Origin of the sequence: Streptomyces sp. RPT161 (assembly GCF_027533845.1) — a bacterium.
GTDB lineage: Bacteria > Actinomycetota > Actinomycetes > Streptomycetales > Streptomycetaceae > Streptantibioticus_A > Streptantibioticus_A silvisoli_A.
In genome coordinates, this window is the sequence record NZ_JAPZVN010000010.1 from 42,974 (window position 1) to 66,552 (window position 23,579).

At 66.4% G+C, this 23,579-nt stretch carries 30 protein-coding genes and 3 pseudogenes; 18 read left to right on the forward strand and 15 right to left on the reverse strand.

The genetic code is table 11. The features are described 5' to 3' along the window. Window positions 1-37 precede the first annotated feature (37 nt). On the reverse strand, window positions 38-1,258 hold the full coding sequence (locus O5O46_RS20340) for a cytochrome P450 (RefSeq protein ID WP_269856947.1): 1,221 nt from the start codon (window positions 1,256-1,258) through the stop codon (window positions 38-40). A gap of 1,199 nt (window positions 1,259-2,457) precedes the next feature. Here O5O46_RS20340 and O5O46_RS20345 point away from each other — a divergent pair. The 3 genes and pseudogenes from O5O46_RS20345 to O5O46_RS35585 form a co-directional block, all read left to right on the forward strand. Continuing rightward, a pseudogene (locus O5O46_RS20345) lies at window positions 2,458-2,746 on the forward strand (transposase); the annotation flags it as partial. Window positions 2,747-2,860: 114 nt separating this feature from the next. Next, on the forward strand, window positions 2,861-3,031 hold the full coding sequence (locus O5O46_RS20350) for an integrase (RefSeq protein WP_269856948.1): 171 nt from the start codon (window positions 2,861-2,863) through the stop codon (window positions 3,029-3,031). Between the two features lie 271 nt (window positions 3,032-3,302). Beyond that, window positions 3,303-3,410 (forward strand): annotated as a pseudogene (locus O5O46_RS35585) (AAA family ATPase); the annotation flags it as partial. Window positions 3,411-3,720: 310 nt separating this feature from the next. Here O5O46_RS35585 and O5O46_RS20355 read toward each other — a convergent pair. Together O5O46_RS20355 and O5O46_RS20360 are read right to left on the reverse strand one after the other, a co-directional pair. Then, window positions 3,721-3,993, reverse strand: a complete 273-nt coding sequence (locus O5O46_RS20355; protein WP_269856949.1) for a GlsB/YeaQ/YmgE family stress response membrane protein — start codon at window positions 3,991-3,993, stop codon at window positions 3,721-3,723. Window positions 3,994-4,263: 270 nt separating this feature from the next. After that, on the reverse strand, window positions 4,264-4,443 hold the full coding sequence (locus O5O46_RS20360; RefSeq protein WP_269856950.1) for a hypothetical protein: 180 nt from the start codon (window positions 4,441-4,443) through the stop codon (window positions 4,264-4,266). Window positions 4,444-4,598: 155 nt separating this feature from the next. On the opposite strand from O5O46_RS20360, the gene O5O46_RS20365 reads away from it, so the two are divergent. Next, window positions 4,599-5,054 carry a transposase gene (locus tag O5O46_RS20365; protein ID WP_269856951.1) on the forward strand — a complete coding sequence of 152 codons (456 nt, stop codon included), beginning with the start codon at window positions 4,599-4,601 and terminating at the stop codon, window positions 5,052-5,054. Window positions 5,055-5,105: 51 nt separating this feature from the next. On the opposite strand, the gene O5O46_RS20370 is transcribed toward O5O46_RS20365, so the two are convergent. Then, window positions 5,106-5,504, reverse strand: a complete 399-nt coding sequence (locus O5O46_RS20370) for a hypothetical protein (RefSeq protein ID WP_269856952.1) — start codon at window positions 5,502-5,504, stop codon at window positions 5,106-5,108. 149 nt (window positions 5,505-5,653) lie between these two features. Continuing rightward, on the reverse strand, window positions 5,654-5,938 hold the full coding sequence (locus O5O46_RS35350; RefSeq protein ID WP_333482408.1) for a CsbD family protein: 285 nt from the start codon (window positions 5,936-5,938) through the stop codon (window positions 5,654-5,656). Between the two features lie 817 nt (window positions 5,939-6,755). Between O5O46_RS35350 and O5O46_RS20380 the strand changes: the two genes are divergently transcribed. From O5O46_RS20380 to O5O46_RS20425, 10 genes and pseudogenes are all read left to right on the forward strand, one after another. Continuing rightward, window positions 6,756-7,838, forward strand: a complete 1,083-nt coding sequence (locus O5O46_RS20380) for an SRPBCC family protein (protein ID WP_269856953.1) — start codon at window positions 6,756-6,758, stop codon at window positions 7,836-7,838. 5 nt (window positions 7,839-7,843) lie between these two features. After that, window positions 7,844-8,296: a gas vesicle protein GvpJ gene (gene gvpJ, locus O5O46_RS20385; protein ID WP_269856954.1), complete on the forward strand. Its 453-nt coding sequence runs from the start codon at window positions 7,844-7,846 to the stop codon at window positions 8,294-8,296. A gap of 34 nt (window positions 8,297-8,330) precedes the next feature. After that, window positions 8,331-9,104: a GvpL/GvpF family gas vesicle protein gene (locus tag O5O46_RS20390; protein WP_269856955.1), complete on the forward strand. Its 774-nt coding sequence runs from the start codon at window positions 8,331-8,333 to the stop codon at window positions 9,102-9,104. A gap of 2 nt (window positions 9,105-9,106) precedes the next feature. Then, window positions 9,107-9,358, forward strand: coding sequence for a c-type cytochrome biogenesis protein CcmI (ccmI, locus tag O5O46_RS20395; RefSeq protein ID WP_269856956.1), 252 nt, complete (start codon window positions 9,107-9,109; stop codon window positions 9,356-9,358). Between the two features lie 144 nt (window positions 9,359-9,502). Continuing rightward, on the forward strand, window positions 9,503-9,829 hold the full coding sequence (locus O5O46_RS20400; protein ID WP_269856957.1) for a gas vesicle protein GvpO: 327 nt from the start codon (window positions 9,503-9,505) through the stop codon (window positions 9,827-9,829). 3 nt (window positions 9,830-9,832) lie between these two features. Continuing rightward, window positions 9,833-10,276, forward strand: coding sequence for a gas vesicle protein (locus tag O5O46_RS20405; RefSeq protein WP_269856958.1), 444 nt, complete (start codon window positions 9,833-9,835; stop codon window positions 10,274-10,276). Then, entirely contained in the window at window positions 10,273-11,064 is a 792-nt protein-coding gene (locus O5O46_RS20410; RefSeq protein ID WP_269856959.1) for a GvpL/GvpF family gas vesicle protein, read from the forward strand. The genes O5O46_RS20405 and O5O46_RS20410 overlap by 4 nt, the downstream gene beginning before the upstream one ends. Then, window positions 11,061-11,315, forward strand: coding sequence for a gas vesicle protein (locus tag O5O46_RS20415; RefSeq protein WP_443072580.1), 255 nt, complete (start codon window positions 11,061-11,063; stop codon window positions 11,313-11,315). The genes O5O46_RS20410 and O5O46_RS20415 overlap by 4 nt, the downstream gene beginning before the upstream one ends. A 143-nt stretch (window positions 11,316-11,458) precedes the next feature. Further along, entirely contained in the window at window positions 11,459-11,728 is a 270-nt protein-coding gene (locus O5O46_RS20420; protein WP_269857114.1) for a gas vesicle protein K, read from the forward strand. Window positions 11,729-11,737: 9 nt separating this feature from the next. Beyond that, window positions 11,738-12,590, forward strand: a pseudogene (locus O5O46_RS20425) (integrase core domain-containing protein). Between the two features lie 420 nt (window positions 12,591-13,010). Here O5O46_RS20425 and O5O46_RS20430 read toward each other — a convergent pair. The 7 genes from O5O46_RS20430 to O5O46_RS20460 all read right to left on the reverse strand — a co-directional run bounded on the left by O5O46_RS20430 (window position 13,011) and on the right by O5O46_RS20460 (window position 16,576). Beyond that, entirely contained in the window at window positions 13,011-13,619 is a 609-nt protein-coding gene (locus O5O46_RS20430) for a restriction endonuclease-related protein (protein WP_269856960.1), read from the reverse strand. Between the two features lie 364 nt (window positions 13,620-13,983). Then, window positions 13,984-14,562: an alkaline shock response membrane anchor protein AmaP gene (gene amaP / locus O5O46_RS20435; protein ID WP_269856961.1), complete on the reverse strand. Its 579-nt coding sequence runs from the start codon at window positions 14,560-14,562 to the stop codon at window positions 13,984-13,986. Then, a complete protein-coding gene (locus tag O5O46_RS20440) occupies window positions 14,559-15,095 on the reverse strand; it encodes a DUF6286 domain-containing protein (protein ID WP_269856962.1) in 537 nt (178 codons plus the stop codon). Before O5O46_RS20440 ends, amaP begins: the two co-directional genes overlap by 4 nt. After that, window positions 15,092-15,409, reverse strand: a complete 318-nt coding sequence (locus tag O5O46_RS20445; RefSeq protein ID WP_269856963.1) for a hypothetical protein — start codon at window positions 15,407-15,409, stop codon at window positions 15,092-15,094. Before O5O46_RS20445 ends, O5O46_RS20440 begins: the two co-directional genes overlap by 4 nt. A gap of 92 nt (window positions 15,410-15,501) precedes the next feature. Next, window positions 15,502-15,705, reverse strand: coding sequence for a hypothetical protein (locus O5O46_RS20450; protein ID WP_269856964.1), 204 nt, complete (start codon window positions 15,703-15,705; stop codon window positions 15,502-15,504). Window positions 15,706-15,758: 53 nt separating this feature from the next. Continuing rightward, on the reverse strand, window positions 15,759-16,103 hold the full coding sequence (locus O5O46_RS20455) for a hypothetical protein (protein WP_269856965.1): 345 nt from the start codon (window positions 16,101-16,103) through the stop codon (window positions 15,759-15,761). Beyond that, window positions 16,100-16,576 carry an Asp23/Gls24 family envelope stress response protein gene (locus tag O5O46_RS20460; protein ID WP_269856966.1) on the reverse strand — a complete coding sequence of 159 codons (477 nt, stop codon included), beginning with the start codon at window positions 16,574-16,576 and terminating at the stop codon, window positions 16,100-16,102. The genes O5O46_RS20455 and O5O46_RS20460 overlap by 4 nt, the downstream gene beginning before the upstream one ends. A 1,307-nt stretch (window positions 16,577-17,883) precedes the next feature. On the opposite strand from O5O46_RS20460, the gene O5O46_RS20465 reads away from it, so the two are divergent. Further along, complete coding sequence (locus O5O46_RS20465) at window positions 17,884-18,141, forward strand: hypothetical protein (protein ID WP_269856967.1); 258 nt, start codon at window positions 17,884-17,886, stop codon at window positions 18,139-18,141. Then, window positions 18,138-18,629: a peptidylprolyl isomerase gene (locus O5O46_RS20470; RefSeq protein ID WP_269856968.1), complete on the forward strand. Its 492-nt coding sequence runs from the start codon at window positions 18,138-18,140 to the stop codon at window positions 18,627-18,629. The genes O5O46_RS20465 and O5O46_RS20470 overlap by 4 nt, the downstream gene beginning before the upstream one ends. A gap of 822 nt (window positions 18,630-19,451) precedes the next feature. On the opposite strand, the gene O5O46_RS20475 is transcribed toward O5O46_RS20470, so the two are convergent. The 3 genes from O5O46_RS20475 to O5O46_RS20485 form a co-directional block, all read right to left on the reverse strand. Further along, window positions 19,452-20,228, reverse strand: coding sequence for an alpha/beta fold hydrolase (locus tag O5O46_RS20475; protein WP_269856969.1), 777 nt, complete (start codon window positions 20,226-20,228; stop codon window positions 19,452-19,454). A gap of 106 nt (window positions 20,229-20,334) precedes the next feature. Continuing rightward, a complete protein-coding gene (locus O5O46_RS20480; RefSeq protein ID WP_269856970.1) occupies window positions 20,335-21,234 on the reverse strand; it encodes an aldo/keto reductase in 900 nt (299 codons plus the stop codon). Then, window positions 21,231-22,097, reverse strand: coding sequence for a helix-turn-helix domain-containing protein (locus O5O46_RS20485; RefSeq protein ID WP_269856971.1), 867 nt, complete (start codon window positions 22,095-22,097; stop codon window positions 21,231-21,233). The genes O5O46_RS20480 and O5O46_RS20485 overlap by 4 nt, the downstream gene beginning before the upstream one ends. A gap of 261 nt (window positions 22,098-22,358) precedes the next feature. Between O5O46_RS20485 and O5O46_RS20490 the strand changes: the two genes are divergently transcribed. Together O5O46_RS20490 and O5O46_RS20495 are read left to right on the forward strand one after the other, a co-directional pair. After that, the gene (locus tag O5O46_RS20490) at window positions 22,359-22,793 is read left to right on the forward strand and encodes an SRPBCC family protein (protein ID WP_269856972.1); all 435 of its coding nucleotides are present in this window, start codon (window positions 22,359-22,361) and stop codon (window positions 22,791-22,793) included. Next, on the forward strand, window positions 22,709-23,071 hold the full coding sequence (locus O5O46_RS20495) for a nucleotide disphospho-sugar-binding domain-containing protein (RefSeq protein ID WP_269856973.1): 363 nt from the start codon (window positions 22,709-22,711) through the stop codon (window positions 23,069-23,071). The genes O5O46_RS20490 and O5O46_RS20495 overlap by 85 nt, the downstream gene beginning before the upstream one ends. Window positions 23,072-23,579 lie beyond the last annotated feature (508 nt).

Sequence of the window (23,579 nt, forward strand, 5' to 3'; positions counted from 1 at the left end):
CCGCGAGGTGAGCGGCGCGGGGCCCGGACACACAGCGTCAGCACGTGCGCGACGGTCTGGTGACCTCGACGGGCAGATGGCGTACGCCGACGATGACCGCCGGGTTCTGGAACGTGATGTCGTCGTGGGACGGGACGTCGATCGCGCAGAAACGTTTAAGCAACGAATTCAACGCGACCCGCGCCTCCAGCCGGGCCAGCGGCGCGCCGAAGCAGAAGTGGATGCCGTGACCGAAGGTCAGATGGGGATTGGGACTTCGGGAGACGTCGAAGACTTCGGGTGCGGTGAATCGGGACGGATCGCGGTTGGCTGCGCCCAGGTGGGCCATCAGCAGGCTGTCGGGCGGGATCTCGTGACCGCCGAGCATCACCGGCCGAGTGGTGCGGCGCCCCAACTCGGGGAAGGGCGGCAGCCAGCGCAGCACCTCCTCCACGGCGTCCGGCAGCTTGCCGGGATCGTCGCGCAGAGCGCTGAGCGTGCCGGGGTGCCGGTCGAAGGTGACGATGGCGTTGCCCAGCAGCGCCGTCGTGGTGATGTGCCCGGCGACTAACAGCAAAGCCACGAAACCGACCATCTCCTGGTCCTCCAGGCGGACGCCGTCCACCTCTGCCGAGAGGAGCTTGCCGGTGAGGTCGTCCGCTGGGTGCGCGCGGCGGTGGCGGATATGGTCTAGAACGTAGTCGTTCATCTCACGCACGGTCGGTGCGATGGCTTCCAGTGCCCGCTCGAGATCGGCCATGCCGGCCGCCTCACCGAGTTGGTCCCCTCCGAAGAGGATGCTCGCCCATTCCTTGAAGAGTTCGTGGTCAGCGGCGGGCACGCCGAGCAGTTCGGCGATGACGATGATTGGGAGAGGATAGGCCAGTGCGTCGACCACGTCGAAGTGGTCTCGGTCCGCGACGGCGTCCAGCAACCGCGCGCACACCTCCTCGATGCGCGGCGCCAGTCCGTGCACTACGCGCGGGGTGAACGCCTGGCTCACCAGGGCGCGCAGCTTGCGGTGCTCCGGGGGGTCCATACCGACGAAGTTGCCCTGGCGAAACGCCTCGAAGTCGGGCTGGCTGGGGGCGATCGGGGAGAGATCAGAGGAGTACGTCACCGGGTCCGCGAGTACGGCGGCGACGTCCGCGTGATCGACCACCCGCCACGTGCCCTGTGCGTCGTCGTACCGGACGGGCCCGGCTTCGCGTAAGGACCGCCACCGTCCCGCTAACTCTTCCAGAACCGACGCGGGCGGCGTCGTCTGTTCAGTGGTCACCTTTTCTCCCTTGCATCGGCGGCACGCACTTGAGAGGTTCCGCGCAACGTCGGCATAACGCGCCGCAGGAGGACCGTCGCGCGACGCGTCCGCGGGACCGTTCCTGGGGAAACCCCATGGCCGCGGTATGTTCCCCGGCCTGCCGACCCGCGGCGAACCGTAGTGTCTTCCGCTGGCTCAGCCGACCGGTGCGCGATATGCCCGGCACAGTGAGGTGACGTCGCGGTCCCGTAGGCGGGCGGCCGTCACGCGTTCGTCACTGAGGTGCTTCGAGCACCGTCACCACAGCTGCGGGTCCGCGCTCCCGGCTCGCCTGCGTCCACGAGAAACGTACGGCTCCCGCCTCACGGACCAAGCAACATGGCGCTCCCAGCGACACCTTCCGCGCGACCGTCGCACAGTACTCCGGTCGAGCGCATCCGGGGCCGCTGGCCGCCCACCAAGCGCCGAAAGCACAAGGCATGATGAGAGGCTACGCGCATCTGAAAAGCGCTGTCCGACAGTTGGCACAATGCGCACTCCACGCCTTCGTCTCGGTCGAACTCGGGCCCAGTTTTCACGGTGAGTCACCCGATAGCAACCCCCCGAGGTTGAACAAAGGTGCCCTTTTGTCGAGTGCTTACTCTGACCGCCCGGTCGCTTCGACAGGGCCTCGCCCGGCACAACCGTCGTGCCGGTCGTCACCACACGGTTGCCCGCCAACGCCTCCCCCAAAGGCGGTTGCCGAAACATACACCTCGCACCTGTCAGGCGACTCACGCTTCGGCACAACTGAAGCCGCGGGGACCAGCGAAGGGCCACGGCGACCCCATAGCTCGGTGAGACTGAGCCCAGAAGCACGACGGGGCGCACAAGTAGCAGCGCATGCGCGGGAGCATGCTTCCACGGAAGCATTTCTGCGCCCATCACGCCTGTACCAGGGGTTGACATTCCGTCCGAACCCGCGCTCATGTCTTGCGCGGGTGGCAATCACGTCAACTCCTATGCCGCTGGCGCCAGTTCTCACAGAGTGTGATCGGAGCCGCTCCAGCCGCGGAACGCCAGTTGACACAGCTCGCCAGTCCGGCCATCGTCGCGGGTTGCTGGTGGTAGACCCACGACGACGGGCTGTGGGCTTGTTTCGGTTTGACGGACATCCGCGGCTAAGGTCTGTCCGGCGGATCTTTGAACCGTTCGGTACTCGTGGCTGCGTGTTGGGCATGGGCCGAGGCGATCTGACGAATGCCGAGTGGGCACGACTGAAGCCGAATCTGCAGCGGGGCGGACGTTGGGCCAGCCATCGCAGGGTGATCAACGGGATTTCTTCCGCGAGCGGACGAGCGTCCCGTGGCGGGATTTACCTGCGCGTTTCGGGGCATGAAAGTCCGTCTACGAGCGGACGGCACGTGGGACAAGGTCCTGCAGACTCTCCAGGCCGAAGCCGACGCAGAGGGCCGGATCGACTGGAGCATGGTGAGCGTGGACTCGACCTCCTGCCGCGCTCATCAACAACCCTGCCCTTGCCGATAACTCACCCTGTGCCGCGTGAAAACCCCGGTTCGGGCCGCTGAGCTGGTGCATTCTTCTGCGGGAGCAGTATTAGACCGAGGATGATCCGAGTCCATGCGGTGGTCATGGATCTACCTGCTGACACGGAAGGCGCTGGAGCTGGCAGGCCTACGGCTGATGGGTAGCGCGGCCAAAGACGTCGAACTGCTGGTGCTGCGGCATCAGCTCGCCGTGCTCCAACGACAAGCCGACCGAGCGCCGTTGGAACCGGTCATGGAACGCTGAGTAGCCACCTGCCGACGTGAACTCCTCGACCGGACGCTGATCTGGAACAGCGTCTCCTCAGCGCCATACGCGCGTTCGAACACCACTACAACACCCACCGCCCCCACCGCGCCCACGCCCAAGGTTCATCCCTGAGAGCGCGGCCCATGCTGATCACAGAGCCGGACTGGATCGCCCAACTGAACATACGCCGCCGTGACCGGCTCGGCGGAAGCCTCCACGAATACCGATATACGGCTTGAACAACATGGATGAACTTTCCGGCACTCACAGGGCTGACGAAGGGAAGAGGGACTGCCTCGACTTCCTCGACCTGGTCGTGTCCGAGGAACTCGCCGTTCGCGACGACCGACGTTTTCGCCAGTGCCTGCGGCTCTCTTGAGCGTCGCCCGCGGTCGGGCATGAATCCGATATCACGCTCGTGCGAATGACTTGTCCCTCGCCGCGCAGACCTTCGCGTGGCTCGCTCTGCTACAGCCACTCCGCGACGAAGAGCATCCGCCGCGCAGCCCCGCTGAAGCCCGCACACGGAAGATTCGTGCACTCTCTGCGCGAAGAGCGCACAACTGATTCTGATCTTTGGCAGCGTGCGTCACCGAGCAGCCTGAGGGTCAATCAGCTCACAGCCAGCGAACTCCTTGCAGCGCTAAGACCTGTGCTGGGGGTGAGCTGCGCGTGACGCGACTTACCTATCGCTTCTGCTGATGTCGTCCCAGAGTGAGGCGGTAGAAAATAAGGATGATGATCGAGCCGACGATGGCCGCAATCCAGGTGGAAAGATGGAAGAACCCCTTGATGGAGTGGACGTGGAAGATCACCTTCCCGAGCCAGCCGCCGAGTAGACCCCCCGCGACGCCGAGGACCATCGTCACCACGCACCCGCCCGGGTCCTTTCCTGGCATCAGTATCTTGGCGATAATGCCGGCCAGCAATCCAAGCACTACCCAAGCGACGATTCCCACAATGGATCTCCAATCGTCGATTGACTCACGCGGTCTGCTGACTCCGTGTCCCGCAGATCGAACTCTTCGCTCTCCCCCTAGAGCCTCATGGACGCCCCTACCAAATTCCCCCTTTCCCCTATCCCACCACTTTAGCCCCATAGCGTCACGTCGGCCTCAGGACCGATCGCGGCCTGCGCGCCGCGCCCCCACACCGACAGTCGAGCAGTAGGCTTCGGCGGGAGTGGGTTGCGCCGCGGCATTAGCGTCGTCCTGAAGCTCAGGGTCACACTATTCGGGCTCTTGAGCGCCAGCCTTGAGCACCGATAGCGCGTAGACCAGCAGCCCTGCCGTCGAGAAGCTGACGACCGCCCAGGCCATGGGTGCGGCGGACCTGGTTCCGTCCAGGCCGACCAGCGGTGCCGCCAAGCCGCCGAGGGCGAACTGCGGGGCGACAGCCCCAGTACGCAAGGCCGGCCGTGGAGCCTGCGGAGGATCGAGTTCTGCTGCTCACCCCACTCCGCTGTTCGGTGTCCAAGTCCGCAGCCGACCGAATCATCGACGAGCTCGGGCCGTCGCTCGCACTCCAGCCGCGCAGCCGGTTCCGCAAGGACAACGTACTGATCGTGGACGGAACCCTGGTGCCCACCCGTGACCACAACATCGCCGAGCGGTCGAAGAATTACAGGTACTTGACCAACCACCAAGTTGTCATCGATGCCGACACCCGGTTCCTGGTAGCCGTCGGCCAGGCAGAGCCCGGCAACCGCAACGACTGCAAAGGCGTGGGAGCTGTCCGGCGCGAAGGACGCCGCCAGCCGCACTACCGTGATCGCGGACGGCGGCTACCGAGACACACCGGCCTGGTCATCCCGCACCGACGCGAGAGCGGCGGGGCCGAAGTCCCGGCCTGGAAAGAAGAACACAACGCGTCTCACCGCAAGATCCGCGCCCGCGTCGAGCACGCTTCCGCCCGGATTAAAGGCTGGAAGCTCCTGGGTGGCTGCCGACTGAAAGGTGACGGCGTTCACCACGCCATGCTCGACATCGCTCGCCTGCACAACCTCACCGTGGTCGGGTAACGGAGGATCGGGCTGCGCAACCAGCACACGACACGTTGATCGCACATGGCCTTAAGCTGACCCTGCTCTGGGACGCTCCTCCTCACACAAACCCAGATCACGGCGCATGGCTTCACGCATGGGGTCGATGATGCGCCTCGGCCCCTGATCGTGCGGCTTCACCCGGCCGGGGATTCCCTGCTTCAGGCGCTTCAGGCGCTTGACCAATCCGTAGACCCGAGTCAGTGCCTCGTTTACTTCGTGATCCGGAGAGATCACCGTGTCGGGACCGATCATCAGCGCCTCGGACCAGCGGTCGCGAAAGTTGTCCTTGGTCTCTTCCAAACGTCGAAAGTCCTCGGCATCAGCCGCACTGTCCCGCACGGCCACACTGTCCCGCATGACGTACAGGTGGCGGCTGAGCGCCGTGGCGAACTGCCGTGCGTCCCGATGTCGGCCGGAGCCCGTCATTGGTGTTACTACCAGCGCGCGTACTGCGGCCGGGTGCACCCACCTGGACCCGCAGGGTGCGCGTGGTGGTGTCGCATCGTAATGAGAGGGCTTGACGGCAGATTGCCACGCGGCCGACCGGCTACCGGTCGGTCGCGTGGGACGGGTAATCAGTGCTTGAAGGTGTCCTTCGTCTTCTCGGCGGCTTGTTTGGCGTCGCCCTTGACCTGCTCTGCCTTCCCCTTCGCCTTCAGGCTTTCGTTGCTCGTGGCCTCGCCCGTGACTTTCTTGGTCTTGCCTTCTGCCGTTTTGCTGAGGTTCTTGGCTTTCTTGCCGATGCCCATGTCACCCTCCGGGCTTATGTCGATACTGAGCGGATCTCCCGTGATCGGCTGCGTGTCGAGCCTTCCTTGCGCTGGCGCGGATGCAGCCGATGACGACAGCCCTGTGGTCACCTACAGCGAGCAGTCGAGGCTCCTCAGTGGATCCGCACCTATTCGGACGAACACGCTCAAATGCTTCATACTTGACTCTAAACCCGTTCTGTTCCGTGCTCCTTGTTCCCGGTATGGCGGTGCAGGCGAGCGCGGTGGGAGTGGGCGTAGCGCGTTCAGCCGAAGTCACGCGGCGGCAGATCGCGGCATCCGTTCATGGTGTCTCCGGCGGCGCATCGGTACTGATGCGGAAGGGAGCAGAGTTATGAAGAACGGACAGGTCGCTCTCGCGCTCGCGGGCGGCTACCTCTTGGGGCGCCTCCACAAGGCGCGGTGGGCGTTGGCACTTGCCGGCCTGGCGGCGGGGAAGCGGCTCCGTGCGAACGGGGGCGGACTCCCCGCCGGACTACTGAAATCGCCGCAAATGGGGCGGCTCGCCCAGGACATCCGTAGCGATCTGTTGACGGCTGGCCGTAGCGCGGCCGTCGCGGCGGTTGGCACTCGGATCAACGAATTGAGCGACAAGATGGGGGAGCGCGCAGCCTCCCTCCGAGAACCGCCTGGCGAGGCTGAGGAGGACAGCGACGAGGACGGTGGGGAGGAGACGCCCCGCAGGCGCAAGGCTGCGCGGCGCGGCGGCGCAAGTAGTCGTGGCAGCCGCAGCAGGAGTGGGACCGAGGGCGCGTCGAAGTCGAGTGGATCCGCGCGAGCATCCACAAAGCCTTCGTCGGCGGGGAGCCGGACGAAGAGGGCAGACCGAGAAGGAACATCCGGTGGACGGTCCGCCGCTGGGACCGCTTCCGGCAGGCCGGCGCGGCGGAGCCGAGGGTGATGACGTATGGCTGATCGTTCGGGCAAACGTGCTGTGAGTGGCGCTGGTGGTCTCCTTCAGGAACTGCCCACAGATCGTCTACTCGAGGAGGCGCAGAATCTGATCACTGCGGCGGGTGAGCGGGCCCTCACGGGGGTCGCGGGCAAGATCGGGGATGCGACGGAGCGGCTCACCGATTACGCGAACAACGGCGGTACGGGGCTGACCGCCCTGCTCACCGGTGGGCGCAGCCTGACGGAGGGGAAGTCCATGGTCACCTCCTTGCTGAATGCCGGAATGACTCAGGTCAAGGAGAAGGTGAAGGATGTCGTCGGCGGCCACGACGGAGGCGGCGACAAGGGTAAGAAGATCAAGGTCACCAACATCGTCGAAAGCATCGACGTGGGCGTGCCAGTGTCACTCGCCTACAACCAGTGGACCCAGTTCGAGGACTTCCCGACCTTCATGAAGAAGGTGGAGAGCGTCAAACAGCAGTCTGAAACCGAGCTCGACTGGAAGGCTCAGGTCTTTTTCTCGCACCGCAAGTGGAAGGCCAGAGTCATCGAGCAGGTGCCCGATGAGCGCATCATCTGGGAGTCGGAGGCGGAGAAGGGGCATGTCGATGGGGCGGTCACCTTCCATGAGTTGACGCCTGACCTGACCAAAATCGTCATGGTTCTTCAGTACCACCCCCAAGGCTTTTTCGAGCGGACCGGGAACATATGGCGGGCTCAAGGGCGGCGGGCACGGCTGGAGCTCAAGCATTTCCAGCGCCATGTCATGACCGAGGCGATATTGAACCCCGATGACATCCACGGGTGGAGGGGCGAGGTACTTGACGGAGAGGTGGTGCGCAGCGACGAGGAGGTGCGGGAGGAAGAAGAGGGCCGCGAAGAGCGGGGAACTTCAGCAGGGGAGGAAGAAGAAGGACGCCCCGAGGCCGAAGAGGGCCAAGAGGACGAAGAAGACCGTGACGACGAGGAGGGCGACGAGGAAGAAGCGGAGGGTGAAGAAGGGCCCGAGGACGACAGTGAAGCCGAGGACAACAGTGAGTCCGAGGACGAGCGGGCGCGACGTCCCCAGCGCCGGTCCGCGGAGAGGGCCCGGTGAGGGCGATGACCGTAGCTAGTCGACAGGGGCAGTACCTGGACAGGCCCTCAGGGGGCGGTCTGGTCGAAGTGATCGACCTGATCTTGGACAAGGGTCTGGTGATCGATGTCTATGTCCGGGTCTCCCTGGTGGGGATCGAACTTCTCACGATAGACGCACGAGTCGTAGTGGCAAGCGTTGATACCTATCTGCGCTTCGCCGAGGCCGTCAACCGACTCGATCTTGCCCGCAGTGGGACCGAGACGCGCGGCCTGCCGGGAATGATGGAAGAGATCCGCGAGGGAGGCGCCGAGCACAAGACGAAGGGTGTCCTGGAAGGCGTCAAGGACACCGTCGGCAACGTCCTTGGCGGTGGCGAGGGCGATGAGGAAGAAGACGAGGGCGAGCGCGAGGTGGAACACGAGGAACATCCCCAAGGCAGGTCTCGTCCTATGAGTCGCAAGGACCGACAACGATGAGTCCGCGGCCAGCGCAGCACGTCGGGAGGCCGTTATGTGCGCCTGCTACGTATACGGCGTGGTCCGGGAATCCGACACCGCCACCGCACTCGGAGACCTGCCCGCAGTCGGCAACCCCAACGCGCCCGTGACATTCGTCCCGCACCGCGCCATCGCCGCGGTGGTGAGTGAAATACCCACCGACCGGCCGCTCGGTGCGCCGGAAGACCTACAGGCCCATGCCAGAGTGCTCAACACCCTGGCTGCCGCAGAGGCGCCCGTGCTGCCGTTCCGCTTCGGCACAGTAGTGGAGGACGCGCAGTCGGTCGCAGAGAATGTACTCGCCAGCGGCTACGACGCCTTCGTTGCCGCTTTGGAGCGTTTGAAAGGCTGTGCACAGTTCACGTTGAAGGCGCAGTACAACCAAGAGGCAGTATTGCGTGAAGTGCTGGACGAGCGGCCCGACATCGTGAAGTTGCGGGAAGAGCTAGAGAAGTTGTCCGGCGAGGCTGGCTACTATCAGCGGATCGAACTGGGCCAGCTCGTGGCGGAAGCTGTCGCCGCCAAGGGTGACGCGGACGCGGCCTTGGTCCAAAAGTGCTTGGCGCCCTCGGCGGTCGCGACGGCCGTGTCGGAGTCCTCATCGGAGGACGGCCTCGTGGATGCTTCCTTCTTGGTGGAGGACGCGCGCCGAACGGACTTCGAAGAAGCCGCAGAGGACCTGGCCCGTCGCTTGCACGGCAGGCTCCGGCTCCAGTTGTTGGGGCCGCTCGCGCCGTACGACTTCGTGGCGAATGCCATGGGCGACCGCGGGGAGGAAGAAGGTTAAGCATGGGGTTGATCACTGGATTGCTCACCTTGCCGCTCGCGCCGGTCCGTGGCGTGATCTGGGTTGCCGAGCAGGTGCGTGACGAGGCCCTTCGGCAGACCGAGAACCCGAAGGCGCTGCGTCGGCGCTTGGCTGAGGTCGAGCGAGCACGGGACGCCGGAGAGATCCCTGAGGACGAGGCCGCTCGCCTGCAGGAGGACCTTGTGCGCCGCTTGCTGGCATCTGGGCCGCCGCTCGGCGGCCTGGAGGTGTGAGTCGTGCCCCGAGCAGGCAACGGGGGCCCGAGCGACTCCTCGCGCCACCGCCGCGACAGTCAAGACGCGCGGCGCCCCGCCTCCCGCAGGAAGGCGGCGCAAGGACGCGCGGAAGACTACGAGCGAAATACCCGGCGAGCAGGTTTGGAGCCCGTCGGCCACAACGAGAACGAGGAGGACAAGGCCGAGAAGGCGCACCACCGCCAGCACTCGGCGATCACCGCACGGAAGGCGGCAAAGTGCGCCGCCGAGCAGGTGGCGGGCCTCACCGGGCGGCAGCCCGAGAGCGTGACGTCACTGGAACGGACCGACAACGGATGGCGCGTCGGCATCGAGGTCGTCGAGTCCCACCGGATACCGGATTCCACGGACATCCTCGCGGTGTATCGCGTCGAGGTGGACGACCGGGGCGAGCTCATCTCGTACGGCCGTTCCGACCGGTACTACCGCGGCCGAGCAGAGGAGAAGTGAGGTATGAGTCAGCAGCCGGTGTGGAGCGGCGTCAGCAGAAGTCCTGCAACCTCACGTGAGGTGGCCCACCCGCAGCCGGCGAACCTGGCCGACATCCTTGAACGTGTCCTTGACAAGGGAATCGTCATCGCTGGGGACATCCGAATCAACCTCCTCGACATCGAGCTCTTGACGATCAAGATCCGGCTGATCGTTGCCTCTGTGGACAGGGCTCGCGAGATGGGCATCGACTGGTGGGAACACGATCCGTCGCTGTCTTCCGGAAAGCGCGATGTGCTTGAGGAGAACCGTCGTCTTCGCCAACGCATCGGTGAGCTCCAAGCGGGGCGGAACACGCAATCTGACGGTGCGATCGAGTCCGGGGGGCGACAGGCCGAGGAAGAGGCGCCACACCAGCGCCCGGACGACGAAGGAACCTCCGAGCAGAGCGGAGACGCGTCACCATGACCGAAGACTTCGCAGTCTGGCTCTATGCGGTGGTCCCTGCCACACAGTGCGTGCAGACCACCGAGCTGACGGGCGTCGCGAGTGGGCCGGTGCGCCTCATCGCGGGGGAGGGCGTTTCGGCTGTCGTCGGATCCGTCCCGTTGAGTGACTTCGCGGAAGAACCCTTGCGGAACCACCTGGAGGATCTGTCCTGGCTGGAACAGACCGCTCGCGCACATCACCAAGTGATTGATGCGGTGGGCAACACAGGAGACGTGGTCCCCTTGCGGTTCGCCACGATCTACCACGACGACTCTGCTGTCAAAGACGTCCTGATGGAGCGCGCCGCCGATTTCGAAGCGGCCCTGGAGCGCGTTAGGGGGCGTACTGAGTGGGGAGTCAAGGCCTATGTAGACCCGGATGCACTCCCCACAACTCCCGAGCAATCCGGGGCGGATGACAGCCCCGGAACTGCCTACCTCCTGCGTCGCAGAGCACAGCGGCAGGGACAGCAAGATGCGCAGCAGCGCGCGCTCCAGCGTGCGGAAGAGATCCGGACAGCGCTGAAGGAGGTGGCCACCCGCACCGTACAGCACCCGCCACAGGACGCTCGGCTCGCCCAGTACCGGGGGTGGATGGTCCTCAATGACTCCTACCTGGTCGATGACGATCGCGCCCAACAGTTCGCGGCACTGGTGACCTCATGTGACGCACGCTTCCCCGAGGTGCGACTGGAACTCAGCGGTCCCTGGCCGGCCTACTCCTTCACCGGGGACGAGGAAGAAGTGCAGCAGGGAGATACCACGTGAGTACTTCGCGCGGCGAGGACTTGCCCAACGCGACGCCTCCCGCACTCCGGGGCCGACAAGTAGCTCTCGTCGACCTGCTCGACCGTGTGCTAGCCGGAGGTGTCGTCATCGCCGGAGAGATCACCCTGTCCATCGCCGATGTCGACCTCGTGCGGGTCTCCCTCCGCGCGCTCGTAGCGTCAGTGCGCGCAGCTTCAAGGCCGGACAGAGGCCGCCTCCCCGAGGAACTCCAAGAAGGAACCTCACGGTGACCGGCATCGGCGACAACAAGCCACGGCGCGACTCAGCAGCCGATGGCGACGAACGCAGCGAAGAGCCAGAACTGTCTGAAGGCACTGTAGTCGGCCGCCGAACTGGCGTCGACCACGAGCCAGGAGTGGGCCGACGTGTCGCTATGGATCGTGAGTCGGTCGAGCGTGGGCTGGCGGGTCTGGTCCTGACCATTATTGAACTTCTACGGCAACTGATGGAGCGTCAAGCGCTACGTCGCATCGACGAGGGCGACCTGACCGGACAGCAGGTCGAGGAGATCGGACTCACTTTGATGGCACTGGAGGAGCGGATGACCGAGCTGCGCGAGCACTTCGGCCTGTCACCGGAAGACCTGAACATTGACCTTGGCCCGCTGGGCCCGCTTCTGCCCTGGGACCCCGGAACCGAATGACTTTGGTGGCTGGGATGTGACACGCTGCGCCACCAACTGCTGGGTCGGCAGCGCCAGATCGGCAAGCCCACACTCGCCGACACCGACCGCGCCGTGCTCGCTGGCCTCCTTCACCACCTCTCCGCCGACAAGCTGCGGCGCCTCCTTCATACGGTCCCGGGGCCGTTGTGCGGCCTGATATGCGCCATCCGAGGTGAAGGTGGCCGCATCCACGGTCTGGGTGAAGGACGCCGGCATCCCGCCAACTTCCAGGCGTGTCTCTGCTACCTGGACGGACTTTCTGCGCTCGCAAGCGGAGGCACTCCTGGCGTGTGACTTCTTCGAGACCGTGACCTTGACCGGGGCTCGGCTGTACGTGTTCGCAGTGATCGAGCATGCAACCGGAAGATCCGGGTTCTCGGTGCGACCGCGCATCCCACCGCCTCCTGGGTGGTGCAGGCCGCCAGGAACCTCGTCATGGACCTTGAGGACGCCGGATGCCGGGCGCGCTACATGATCAGGGACCGGGACGGGAAGTTTTCCGGCACTGTTCGACGCGATCCTCAATGATGCGGGCATCAAGGTCGTACTCACCGGAGCCCGCATGCCCCGCATGAACTCCATCATGGAAAGGTGGGTGCAAACCTGTCGACGCGAGCTGCTGGACCGCACCCTGGTCTGGAACCAGCCCCACCTGCTCCACGCGTTGCGCGAGTTCGAGCACTTCTACAACGAGTACAGGCCACACCGAGGGCTCACCAACGCCCGCCCGCTACACCCACTCCCCCAACCGGTCACCGAACGGTGGCAAACTACCCACCCCGACATTCGAAGGCGTGAACGCCTGGGCGGCCTCCTCCACGAGTACCGAGATGCGTCCTGACCTCGACGGATGAGGTATTCGGCAATCGCACCCTCAGCACCCCCACCCCGATGCCGCCCGCGGCCAGTTCAAAGGACCGACCTCCAGCAGGCCCTCCAGGAGGCCCGTCCAGGGGAGGCCGGTGCCGGGCCCAGGCCATGGCCCGCCGAGCACACGATGAGCCAGCCGAGAGCCATGGCGCCGGTGGCAGCCGCAGTCAACTCGGCGTAGGGGCAGGGACAGCAGCATGTACTGGGCGCCTGCCTCCTACACGCGAGAGCAGCGCAGCCGTCGGCCCCAACCCGCCGTCGGCCCTCAAGCTGCGGCTAGTCAGGGGTGGGTGGCGGCCACGGCGACGAGGTCGTCGTGGTGGTCGCCTGCGGCTTGCGGTACGCGAAGTACGCGGCGTCTTCGAACGCGGCGATAATCCTGCCGTCGTCGTCAGTGCGCGGAAAGAAGTGCGCCGCCAAGGCCAGGGCGACCAGCAGCCCGGCCTGCTCTACTGTCAGTTCGTCGCTCACCGGGCAGCACCCGCTTGACGGTCTCGACGACCAGTTCAAGGAAGTCCGTAGCGGTGGCGGCCTTCATCCCGTGCCGCCGACACCCCTCGGTGAGCTGGCGTATCTGGCTCTCGCGGTGGTCGGGCACGAGGATCCATCCGGCCTTGCCCTTGTCCCCGCCGTCCGCCCGCAACTTGCTGACCAGGTGGTTCGACCACCGGTAGTCCTTAAAGTCCACGGCGAAGAGAGTCTGTTGCTTCTCCCCGTCTCCACGCGCGATCAGCATGTCGGGCTCGTCGAAGTCCCCCATCTCCGCTGTGTACCGAGCGTTGTCCGTTTCCTCCCGCACGGGAGAAGAGGGGATATAGACCTCGATCCCTTCGCCGTAGACCTCCATGTAGACCCGGTAGTCGTCGGGAAAGCCGTGGCCGTAGTCGACCATCTGCGTCCAGTCGATGATGTTCCCGCCACTGATCGGTGGGGCAACCAGAGCCCGAAGCCCGCGGACCACCTCCGCCGGGGAAGTCATCCCCTCAGACTCGCCGCCCACGTCACTCTCCTGATCACGTGCACCAGACCGCGCTGCCTCATGCGCGCACGTGACCACAACTGAGCCGAGGATTCCGACGTCAAGCCTTCGCCGAGGACAGTCCAGCGTGCGACACCCGAGATCGGACTTCCCTCGAAGCGAGCCGCAACCGTCGGAAAACGCCGTAGGAGTACACCTGCTCGACCAGGCCAAGAATGCCTACCAACCATCTCCGAGAGCTGGGTCGAGCTTCAAGAACGCCGTCGCCGAGTAAGGCGCCCCCTTGGAATCGACGTTGAAGTTGACGCCCCAACTCACCCACCGCGCGAGGCCGTTCGTGATCGCGGTTTCGGTCCCCCCGGTGGCCCCGGCACTGGTCCACCTCTCATCCGATGCGACCGCCTGCGGGGCGGGGGGTAATGTCCAGGCGGATCCGGGCGGGCAGGTCCTCTTGGTCGAGGACGCGTCGTAGGTGGGTCAGGGCTTGTTGTTCGATCCTGGCGCGGATGGGGCGGGGGTCGGCGTCGGCGGCGAGGGTGATGCGCAGGTCGAGGCGAGGGTGGCGGGAGCTGTGGATGAGACGGGCACGTGCGCGGTGGACGCCTCGGTACGACTGCAGTTCGTCCTCCAGTGCGTCGGTGACCGCGACGGCGCTCAGTCGGGTCGCGCCCCGGCTGAGGTCGGCCTCAAGGGCGATGGTCCGCACTCCTGCCCGCCGTAGCTGAGCCAGGGCCCATACCAGGCCGGCGACGGCTAGCAGGGCGGCTGCGGCGCCGACTGCGGGCCATACCCAGCCCGAGGCCGCCGCGTAGTGACGTTCACCGGGGACGAGCAGTGCGGCGTCCGGACCGGCCGCGCCGAAGAACCCAGTGCCACGTAGCAGAGCCAGCACGCCGCCAGCCAGCAGCACCAGGCCGACCAGGGCCAGTGCGATCCGGTTGATGCGGTGCGGGGGACGGTTCATGGCCGTCTCCCGGTGGTGCGCACTTTCACGGTCACCCGGTACTCGCGGTCGGTGCGCAGCGCCTCCAACCGCTCGTGGACCGCGTCGCGGACCAGGTCGTGCAGTTGCTCGATGCTGCGCCGCGGTGTGGTGGCCTTGACCTTGACCCGGCGGCGGCCGATCCGTGTGTGGTGGGCGTCAACGCCGTCGATCTGCCCTACGGCCTCGGCCACGCTCCGGCACAGGCCGCGCCGTGTGGCGACGGTGCGGGTGTGTTCGTCCGCGCTGAGGAGCGGGACCAGGCGGCGCCGACCGCGGGAGGCTGCCGCGCGCAGCAGGAGCAGGCCCAGGACGGCGATCGCGGCCGCCACCGCCATGACCGTGATGTCGCCCCAGTGGCTATCTGCGAGGTGTGTGGCCAGGGCCTGCTGCGGCCAGACCGTTGTGGGGTGGCCTGCTGCCACCGCGATCACGTCGATGAGCACGCTCGTGCCGGCCGCGGTCAGCACCAGGGCGGTTAGCGCGCACAGGATCCGGTGCCCGACGCCGCTCATCCCATCCTCCGCGCCGGCCGCGGCGGTGGCGGCAGCCGTGCGACGTCGATGTCGACGTGGTCCACGTGCAGACCGGTCAGGTGTTCCACTCGGTCAATGACATGGGCGCGTAGCCGGCGGGTGGTGGCGCGCGCTGAGTCCGCCCAGATGAGGGAGACGGTGATGGTCAGGCCGGTGACGTGGCCGTCGACCCAAGCCGTCACCCGCGCCGGTCGGTCCATGCCGCGATGTCCGAAGGGCATTCCCAGCACCCGGGGCACATCACCGCCGATCCATTCGGACTCCTGCACCACCCGGGCCGCGATCTTCTCCACCACCCGTTCGGCAATTACGGTTCGGCCCGGGCCGCCTGCTGGACCAAACGCCTGATCCTGCGGCGCGCCAGTGGCGCCGCCGGGGGGGCCGTTCACACCCGCGTCCGGGAGCGGTGGATACCGGCGCGGTAGGCATCGCGGGATGCCCGCAGGTCGAATCCTCCCTCGACGATCCAGCCGACGAGCAGGCCGGCCAGCCCCACGACCAGGACCACGACGAAGGCGACGATGCCGCCGAAGACACCGGCGAAGCCCAGAGCCACACCAAAGCCCAGGCCGAGAGCGGTAGGAGTCACAGCGCACCTCACAGCAGAAATAGCGGAAGTAAACAGGCAGCGGCTGGCGAGCCTTATCCGTCGGGAGGCAGATCGCCGAGGTCCAGGTCCTCGATGACCACGTCCACCATCGCTCCTGGGGCGACGGCGGCCACGGCGTCGCGCACCTGCACCCCGATCTCCGCCATCGTATGGCCGTGACGGCCGACCACGTGCACGCGCACCGCTTCTCCTGCGACCTGCACCCCGGCCACGCGCCGCCCCGGCAGACAGGCAGCTGCGGCGCCGACTGGGCCCGCGGACAGACGGCTGACCGCCGGACAGCCGCCAGCGGCGGCCGCGATCGCGTCCGGGTCCCGTTCGAGCGCTGGCGAGGCTTCGGCCGCGGCAGCGGGGCCGGATATCTGGGATCGCCTCATTGCACGCGCGTGGCTGGGCCTGCGCCCGTGTCCTCGTCCGTGTCCCCGGCCACGCGGAGATCGTCCACCGCGATGTTCACCTCGACGACTTCTAGACCGGTCATGCCTTCGATCGCCTGGATGATGTTGCGGCGGACCGCGGCCGCCAGCTCCGCGATCGATACGCCGTACTCGCAGACGATGACCACGTCTACGGCGGCTTGCGTCTCCCCGACCTCCACCGACACGCCCTGAGTGACGCTCGGCCGCCGTGAGCCCGGGATGCGCTCGCGTACCACGCCGATCGCCCGCGTCCCCCCGGTCCCCAGGTCGTACACCCCCGCCACCTCACGGGCGGCGATGCCGGCGATCTTCTGCACCACCACGTCCGCGATCGTGGTGCGCCCCCGTTCCGTCACCAGGCTCTTGGGCCCGGTCATGGAGGAAGGCGGGTTGTTGGAGGCGCCGCTGCCTGCATCGGGTTCTGCGGACATTCTCATCAGCTTGCCACCTTCCGATGCGATTAGAGCCCTTTCATATGTTATTCACTATTCTGAGACATGCCACACGCTCACGCGTCTGCTCGGATGGCCTCCAGCACCGTTGATGGCCTGCCTCCCTGACCGCGGCGGCCAATGAGGTACTGCGACAGCGGCCGGCACGTTGCGGACGTGGGGCGGGCGGGCATCGCCCCACGTTACGTCTACGGGATCATCCGCGCCTCGCACTCCCCACTCCCCCGAGACATCGACGGCATCGGAGACTCTTGGAGCGGGGGAGAAGCTAGAGCGGGAGGAAGGACAGGAGGGCAACCGTGACCGTCCTCGCTATCTTTCTCTTCATCATCGGGGCACTATTGATCCTTATTGGGTCGCTTCTGTTGACCCTAGGGGCGATCTTGATCCTCATGGGGGCAGCCTTGATCGCTGTGGGTGCGTTCTTGCTGATCCGGAGATTCCTCAGGCGTGATCGAACGCAATTTCACTCTTGGTGAATCTGAAGGCGGGCGGCCCCCTCGATGCGGCCGCAACTGATCGCCAGCGGTGTGATCTGCGGGCGCCTAATACTCCAGTCGCGCTTCTCTATTTGTGCTGGTCAGTGCGTCTGTTTCGAGTCTATTTGACTGACGCGCCATCAGGGGGGTGGTGGTTCGTGACTCACCCGATCGAAGTGCGTTGAGCCGGTCATGGAGTCGGATGTCGAAGCGGGCCTGTGGGCCAGTGAGTTGGAGTCCAAGCGCCGCTCTGCCCGCAGGGCAGAGCTGAACAGCTGACCAAGGCCGAGCTGTACTCCCACGCCACGGCGGCCGGCATCCCCGGTCGATCCACGATGAGCCGCGACGAGCTCATCAACTCGCTGACTACTGCGCGGCGGCACCGCCGCCGGGCGTCGTGAGCACGCCCCACAAGTGCGATTCGTTGACCACATGTCACACCGACGAGCCGACCACCATTGGCGGCCCCACCCCGGGGATAACCCGGCGGATCCGGGCCTGCGGTGGCTGAATTTACGTAGGTCGGCCGAGCGCGTTCCGGCTGGTTGAAGGTCTGCGTAGGGGTGGAGTGCGCTCACCTCGACGGAGCTGCGCACCCTGCTGACCACGGACCTGCGCGACGGAAGACTGTTCCTGCCCAACCGCACCGTCCTGCTCGCCGACGCCGTACGCGACCGACTCGCGGCCTACCTCGACTACCGCAACAGACGGTGGCCACGCACCGCCAACGCTCACCTGTTCCTGTCCCAGACCACTGCCTGCGGCGTGGAGCCCGTCAGCCACGTATAGGTCAACGACGTACTCGGCATGCCCGCCCGCCGCCTCCGCGAGGACCGCCTCCTTCACGAGGCCGAGGCCACCGGAGGCGATCCCCGCAGGATCTGCGATCTGTTCGGCCTGACCGTCGGTGCGGCCCTGCGCTACACCTCCACCGTCGACCAGGCTGGCCTCGTCGAGTACAACCTCCGCAACGCCGGATCACGAAAGCCCATCAGACATGGCCGAGATGAGCTTTGGGCTGTTCCTGAAGTTTCTTCGAGCTATATGCATACGATGGCCAAATGACCACAGTTCTGCTGAATACCTCCGCTGGGGACATCACCCTGGAGCTCGACGAGTCGAAGGCGCCGAAGACGGTGGCGAACTTCGTCGAGTACGTCGAGTCCGGCCACTACGATGGCACCATCTTCCACCGGGTGATCCCCAATTTCATGATTCAGGGCGGCGGCCTGACCGCAGACATGCAGCAGAGGGCAGCACCGCAGCGGGTGGAGAACGAGGCCAACAACGGCCTGCGCAACGACAAGTACACGGTGGCGATGGCGCGGACATCGGACCCGCATTCGGCGAGCGCGCAGTTCTTCATCAACACCAACGGCAACGATTTCCTCAACTACCCGGGCCAGGACGGCTGGGGCTACGCAGTGTTCGGCAAGGTCTCGGCGGGCACCGAGGTAGTAGATGCGATCGAGGGAGTTGCCACCACGACCAAGGCCGGGCACGGCGATGTGCCGAAGGAGCCGGTGACGATCGTGTCCGCGCAGCTGGTCTGAAGTGGCCGGTGATCATCGCCCGCGTGGCCCCTCGCCGGGGCGACGCGGGCGGTCGTACGGTTACGCGTCGAGAAAGCGTGGGGTACGACCATGAGGCCGCTAGCTAGACGAGTAATTCCGAATAATCACCGGGCTCATTGCCCTTGTGGCCCGACCTTGGTGAGCCGCTGAACGGCAGTTTGCCGCCTTAAGATCCATTCGTCGCGTCCATCGTGGGCGATCCGGTTGCGGCTGGTGACGAAGTCCTCCAGCGCCCCTTCGCCGCTACCGGGTCTCACACCCCCCACGCCCCAGCGCCCGCTACCGGCCCAGCCATCAGAAATGACTGTCGATCACAGTGTCGGTGATGGGCTTGACGATGGAGCCAGCAACGGGGACGCCGCCGACAACGGTGCCGACGCCTTTGAGGAGGCCGCCGACGCCGGCTAGGAGGCGAGGACAGGGCTGGGTGCGGACGTACTGTCTAGTCCAGCACCGCTGCCACTTGCCGCCACCGGCACACCCAGCCCCGGCAGCTCCTCGCCTGTCAGCCGCTCCACCGCCCCGCCAGCCGGGCCGACCTGGAGAACCGTGCCGGGCGCCGCTGCACTCACCGCGTCGGCACTGTCAGCGTGCGCGGAGGCCGCACTCCCGCTGATGATGGCGCTTCCTGAAAGCGGCCACTCCCTGCTCGGGGGTGTCCCCACACTTGCTCAGTGGATCTCCTCACTTATCCGGCACAGACCGCGTCGAGCCTCCCGGCCTGCCGAGAGGAGCCTGGGATGGTGGGGCCACCTGGTCGTTCAGCAGAGAGGGCTCCACCTCGGAGTGCGCGGTTCAGCGTTACCGCTCCGGGAGATGGCGGACGAAGTCCAGTAGCAGGGTGCAGAACGCGGAGGGTTGTTCCAGCGGCGCGAGGTGCCCCGCGGCGGGGATGACCACGGTTTCGCCTGCGTCGAGGTCCCAGGCCAGTCCTTCGCCACCCTCGAAGAAGTCGGGCATGTCGTGTTCACCGACACCGACCAAGGCGGGGACGGTCAGCGTGCGCAGCACCGCCGTTCCCTCTCCGAGCGGGTCCGCTGCCAAAGACGGCTCGCCGTGGGCGAGTTGTTCGGTGAGTTGGCCGCGGAGCATGCGGGCCGCGTGCGCGCGTACGTCGTCGGTCGCGCCAGCGGAGGTCCACGCTTCGACGCCGGCTGTCACGGCTGCGTCGAGGTCGCCGGCGGCGAGCGCTGTTCTTTCGGCGTCCCAGGCGGCTTGCAGACGGGGAGAGGCCGGCTGGTCGTGGGGCCGATACCCGACGAGCACCAAGCCTTCGACCCGCTCGGGCGCCGTGACGGCGGCCTGGAGTGCCACCAGGGCACCGAGGGAGTTCCCGGCTAGGACGAAGCGGTCGGCCCCGAGGTGGTCGAGGGTGTCGAGTACGTCCGTCCAGGGGGCTACCTCGCGGTCGGCGGGCACGAGCGCGTCGCCGTGGCCGGGCAGGTCCAGGGCGATAGCCCGCAGGCCCGCATCGGCGAGCAGGGGAAGGTGGGCGCCCCACATGGTGCGGTCGGTGGGACGGGCGTGCAGCAGGACGACGGGGCGGCCTCGGCCCGCTTCGTCGGAGGGCAGCAGCATGGCAAGCGTCTTTTCTTCGGTGGGGACAGGGAAGGGGAGAAGGAGGCAGGGAAACAGCCGGCTCACGGTGCGAAGGAGCAGGAGATCTGCCTTCCTGGGACGGCTGTCACGCTGCGCCAGTCAGTTCGTCGGCCTCCGCGTCGCTCAGCCTCAGGGACGCCGCCGCCAGGTTCTCCTCCAGGTGCGCGACCTTGGATGTCCCGGGGATGGGCAGGACGACGCCGGAGCGGGCCAGCAGCCAGGCCAGCGCCACCTGCGACGGGCCGGCGTGGTGGGCGGTCGCGATCCGGTCGACCGGGCCGCCGGGGCGGGCCAGCTCGCCCGCGGCCACCGGCGCCCAGGGAATGAAGCCGATGCCGTGGCGGGTGCAGTACTCCAGGACGTCAGCGGAGCTGCGGTCGGTGAGGTTGTAGCGGTTCTGCACGGTGGCTATTTCCACGATCGTGCGGGCCTGCTGGATCTGGCCGACAGTGACCTGGGACAGTCCGATCGCGACGATCTTGCCCTCGTCCTGGAGCCTCTTCAGCTCACCGACCTGGTCCTCCAACGGCACCTTCGGATCGATGCGGTGCAACTGGAACAGGTCGATGTGATCCACGCCGAGCCGGCGCAGACTCATCAGGGCCTGCTGGCGCAGGTACTCGGGGCGGCCCACCGGCGGCCACGCGGCTGGACCGAGGCGCATCAGTCCCTCGTCGGTTCTGATCACGTCGGGCCCGTTGCGGGTCAGCCCGGCCTTGGTCGCGATCAACACGTCGTCGCGGTAGGGATGGATCGCCTCCCGGATGATCTCCTCGCTCACATACGGGCCGTAGGAGTCGGCGGTGTCGATCAGCTGTACGCCGAGTTCGACGGCGCGGCGCACCACACGCACGCATTCCTGACGGTCGTCGGGCTCACCCCACACCCCGAGTCCGGTCAGGCGCATGGCGCCGAAACCGAGACGGGCGACCTTCTTGCCGGCGATCTCGAAGGTGCCGGCGGCGTCGGAGAGCGACGCAGTCATGATCGGGATTCTCCTTCTTCTGCGGGGGTGGCCTGGTCTGTCAGGACCACTTCCTGCTCGGACAGCTGGCCGAGCAGGACCAGGGCGTCGGCGCTGGCGCTGCCGGGTTCCGCGCTGTACACGGACAGGTGCTGTCCGGGGGCGCTGGTGACGGCGAGTGCCTCGAAGTGCAGACGTATCTCACCCACCTGTGGGTGCCGCAAGTGCTTATCTTCGTGCGTACGGGGACGGACCTCGTAGTGCGCCCACAGGCCCGTGAACGCGGGGCTGCGCACGCTCAGTTCGCCGACGACCCGCTCGATCCGCTCGTCCTGCGGGAACTGCGAGGAGGACGCCCGCAGGTTGCCCACCGCGATCCGCGCCGCATGGTCCCAGTCGGCGTAGAACTCGCGCGCGAAGGGATCGAGGAAGATCATTCGCAGCAGGTTGTCGTACCGGGCGAAACCTCCGTACAGCTCCCGCGCCATCGCGTTGGCCGCCAGCACGTCCTGCGCCGCCCCGACCACGAAGGCCGGCACTTCACACATGCCGTCCATCAACCGCAGCAACTGCGGAGCGACGCTGGTCGTGGCAGCCGCCGTGCCGAAGACGGACAGGCCCAACCGGAAGAGATGGGTGGCCGCCGCGTCGCTCAACCGCAGGGCCCCGGCGATCGCCCGCAGCACCTGCTCGGACGGGTGCCGCTCACGGCCCTGCTCCAACCGGATGTAGTAGTCCGTGCTCATCCCGGCCAACAGCGCCACTTCATCCCGCCGCAGCCCCGGCACCCGCCGCGACCCGTCGTCGGGCAGGCCGACATCCGCCGGCGCGACCGCCGCCCGGCGGGCTCGCAGGTAGTCGCCGAGTTCGTTCACGCTTTCCATGACAGCCACGCTAATCGCGGACGGACGCCGGGGCGTGGGTGCGCTGCACCCATCCGAACATGACAGCCGAGCACGCTCCACGGATAGCCGCAGCACACCCTCCCACGCCCGCGGCCGCGCTCGTAGCGTCGGTGCTGTCTCCAGTCACTGCGCTGCCGACCGCACTCCGATGCCGCCTCTGCCGTCCTCATCCCGGGCACGTCGAGGAAGCCGTCACGGCAGCCATGGCAGCTTCCTCGACCTCAAAACCGGAGTTCCTTCATGCCCGAAGCATTCGTCAGCGCTGTCATCCCGGCCCAGGTCACCAAGGTGTGGCTCGTGGTCCGCGACTTCGGTGGCCTGGCCATCTGGCAGCCGGCCGTCGCCGATTGTGTCCTGTCGGACGCACAAGCACCCGACCGTGTCGGTTGCGTCCGCACTCTGTCCATGGCCGACGGGCAGACCGTGGTGGAGTCCCTCCTGGCACTGGACGACCACGCACGGTCCCTGACTTATGGCATCGTCAGCTCCCCCTACTTCGGTTGGTCGGTGAACTTCGACTGCGACCAGGCCACGCCGACGAGCTTGCGAGAAACTTCCGGACCGACATCTTCACCGCCGGACTGCGAGGCTTGGCCAACCACCCCCTGCATCGCTGGCTGTCGCAACTGGCGGTTCTACAACAGGCGGATGTCTTTGTCACTCACGCTGGAATGAGTAGCACCGTGCAAGGCATATGGAGTGGCGTGCCCATGCTGGCCGTACCGCAAGCGCTCGACCAATTCACCAATGCCGACTCCATTACTCGACTTGGTATCGGTCGGAAGCTGTGCGATACGCGTAGCGCGCCAGCACTACGCGAAGCCGTTCTCGACCTTGCTTCGAACAGCCGGATCACAGCCAACGTAGAAAAGCTACGGAAAGAAGTACGAGCAGCCGACGGAACTCGCCGTGCTGTCGAGATCATCGAGCAACAGCTGGGGGCTGTCCCGTAGCTGCTTGGACAGCCCCGTTCACCCGGCTGAGCGGCAGTCAGTCCGGCAAGTGATCAGCGGCGCTGCGGCGCGAGGGGCGGACCGCACTCAAGTGTCGGCTTGAACCCGGCGTTGACAGCAGCGGCCCGCTCACCGCCTGCGCTAACTCCAGCTACATGACGGCGAGTCACTCGGCAGCAAGCCGGACGACGGGCTGCGAGGTACCGAGGCCGGGCGCTGCGTTCGGCTGCTGTCGCATGGCGGGAGGCGCGGAGCACGCTGAGCCGGTTCGCACTGTCGCTGCCGGGCTCGGCGGTGCAGGCGACGATGCGCAGGTCGCTGTCCTGGACCGCGAGCACGTCGCAGTCCAGGGTGGCCAAGTACCGCACCTCCCGCTGGCCAGGCGAGGATCTCGTACTCTTCCTCGCGGCTGGCGCTGTCACGCCCGCGGACATGTATGGCAAACCGCCAGCATTCCTCGCCGGTCAGCGGGGCAGCACGGCCCAGTTGCCGCTGTGAGAGTTAGGAA

What these genes read in the sequence shown, in the direction of transcription:
- O5O46_RS20470 (WP_269856968.1), top strand. Translation starts at nt 18,138, where the DNA reads ATGACCACAGTTCTGCTGAATACCTCCGCTGGGGACATCACCCTGGAG.
- O5O46_RS20475 (WP_269856969.1), bottom strand. Translation starts at nt 20,228, where the DNA reads ATGCTGCTGCCCTCCGACGAAGCGGGCCGAGGCCGCCCCGTCGTCCTG.
- O5O46_RS20485 (WP_269856971.1), bottom strand. Translation starts at nt 22,097, where the DNA reads ATGGAAAGCGTGAACGAACTCGGCGACTACCTGCGAGCCCGCCGGGCG.
- O5O46_RS20380 (WP_269856953.1), top strand. Translation starts at nt 6,756, where the DNA reads ATGGCTGATCGTTCGGGCAAACGTGCTGTGAGTGGCGCTGGTGGTCTC.
- O5O46_RS20410 (WP_269856959.1), top strand. Translation starts at nt 10,273, where the DNA reads ATGACCGAAGACTTCGCAGTCTGGCTCTATGCGGTGGTCCCTGCCACA.
- amaP (WP_269856961.1), bottom strand. Translation starts at nt 14,562, where the DNA reads ATGAACCGTCCCCCGCACCGCATCAACCGGATCGCACTGGCCCTGGTC.
- O5O46_RS20465 (WP_269856967.1), top strand. Translation starts at nt 17,884, where the DNA reads ATGCCCGCCCGCCGCCTCCGCGAGGACCGCCTCCTTCACGAGGCCGAG.
- O5O46_RS20455 (WP_269856965.1), bottom strand. Translation starts at nt 16,103, where the DNA reads ATGAGGCGATCCCAGATATCCGGCCCCGCTGCCGCGGCCGAAGCCTCG.
- O5O46_RS20350 (WP_269856948.1), top strand. Translation starts at nt 2,861, where the DNA reads ATGCGGTGGTCATGGATCTACCTGCTGACACGGAAGGCGCTGGAGCTG.
- O5O46_RS20480 (WP_269856970.1), bottom strand. Translation starts at nt 21,234, where the DNA reads ATGACTGCGTCGCTCTCCGACGCCGCCGGCACCTTCGAGATCGCCGGC.
- O5O46_RS20390 (WP_269856955.1), top strand. Translation starts at nt 8,331, where the DNA reads ATGTGCGCCTGCTACGTATACGGCGTGGTCCGGGAATCCGACACCGCC.
- gvpJ (WP_269856954.1), top strand. Translation starts at nt 7,844, where the DNA reads ATGACCGTAGCTAGTCGACAGGGGCAGTACCTGGACAGGCCCTCAGGG.
- O5O46_RS20420 (WP_269857114.1), top strand. Translation starts at nt 11,459, where the DNA reads ATGGATCGTGAGTCGGTCGAGCGTGGGCTGGCGGGTCTGGTCCTGACC.
- ccmI (WP_269856956.1), top strand. Translation starts at nt 9,107, where the DNA reads ATGGGGTTGATCACTGGATTGCTCACCTTGCCGCTCGCGCCGGTCCGT.
- O5O46_RS20490 (WP_269856972.1), top strand. Translation starts at nt 22,359, where the DNA reads ATGCCCGAAGCATTCGTCAGCGCTGTCATCCCGGCCCAGGTCACCAAG.
- O5O46_RS20440 (WP_269856962.1), bottom strand. Translation starts at nt 15,095, where the DNA reads ATGAGCGGCGTCGGGCACCGGATCCTGTGCGCGCTAACCGCCCTGGTG.
- O5O46_RS20370 (WP_269856952.1), bottom strand. Translation starts at nt 5,504, where the DNA reads ATGACGGGCTCCGGCCGACATCGGGACGCACGGCAGTTCGCCACGGCG.
- O5O46_RS20460 (WP_269856966.1), bottom strand. Translation starts at nt 16,576, where the DNA reads ATGTCCGCAGAACCCGATGCAGGCAGCGGCGCCTCCAACAACCCGCCT.
- O5O46_RS20405 (WP_269856958.1), top strand. Translation starts at nt 9,833, where the DNA reads ATGAGTCAGCAGCCGGTGTGGAGCGGCGTCAGCAGAAGTCCTGCAACC.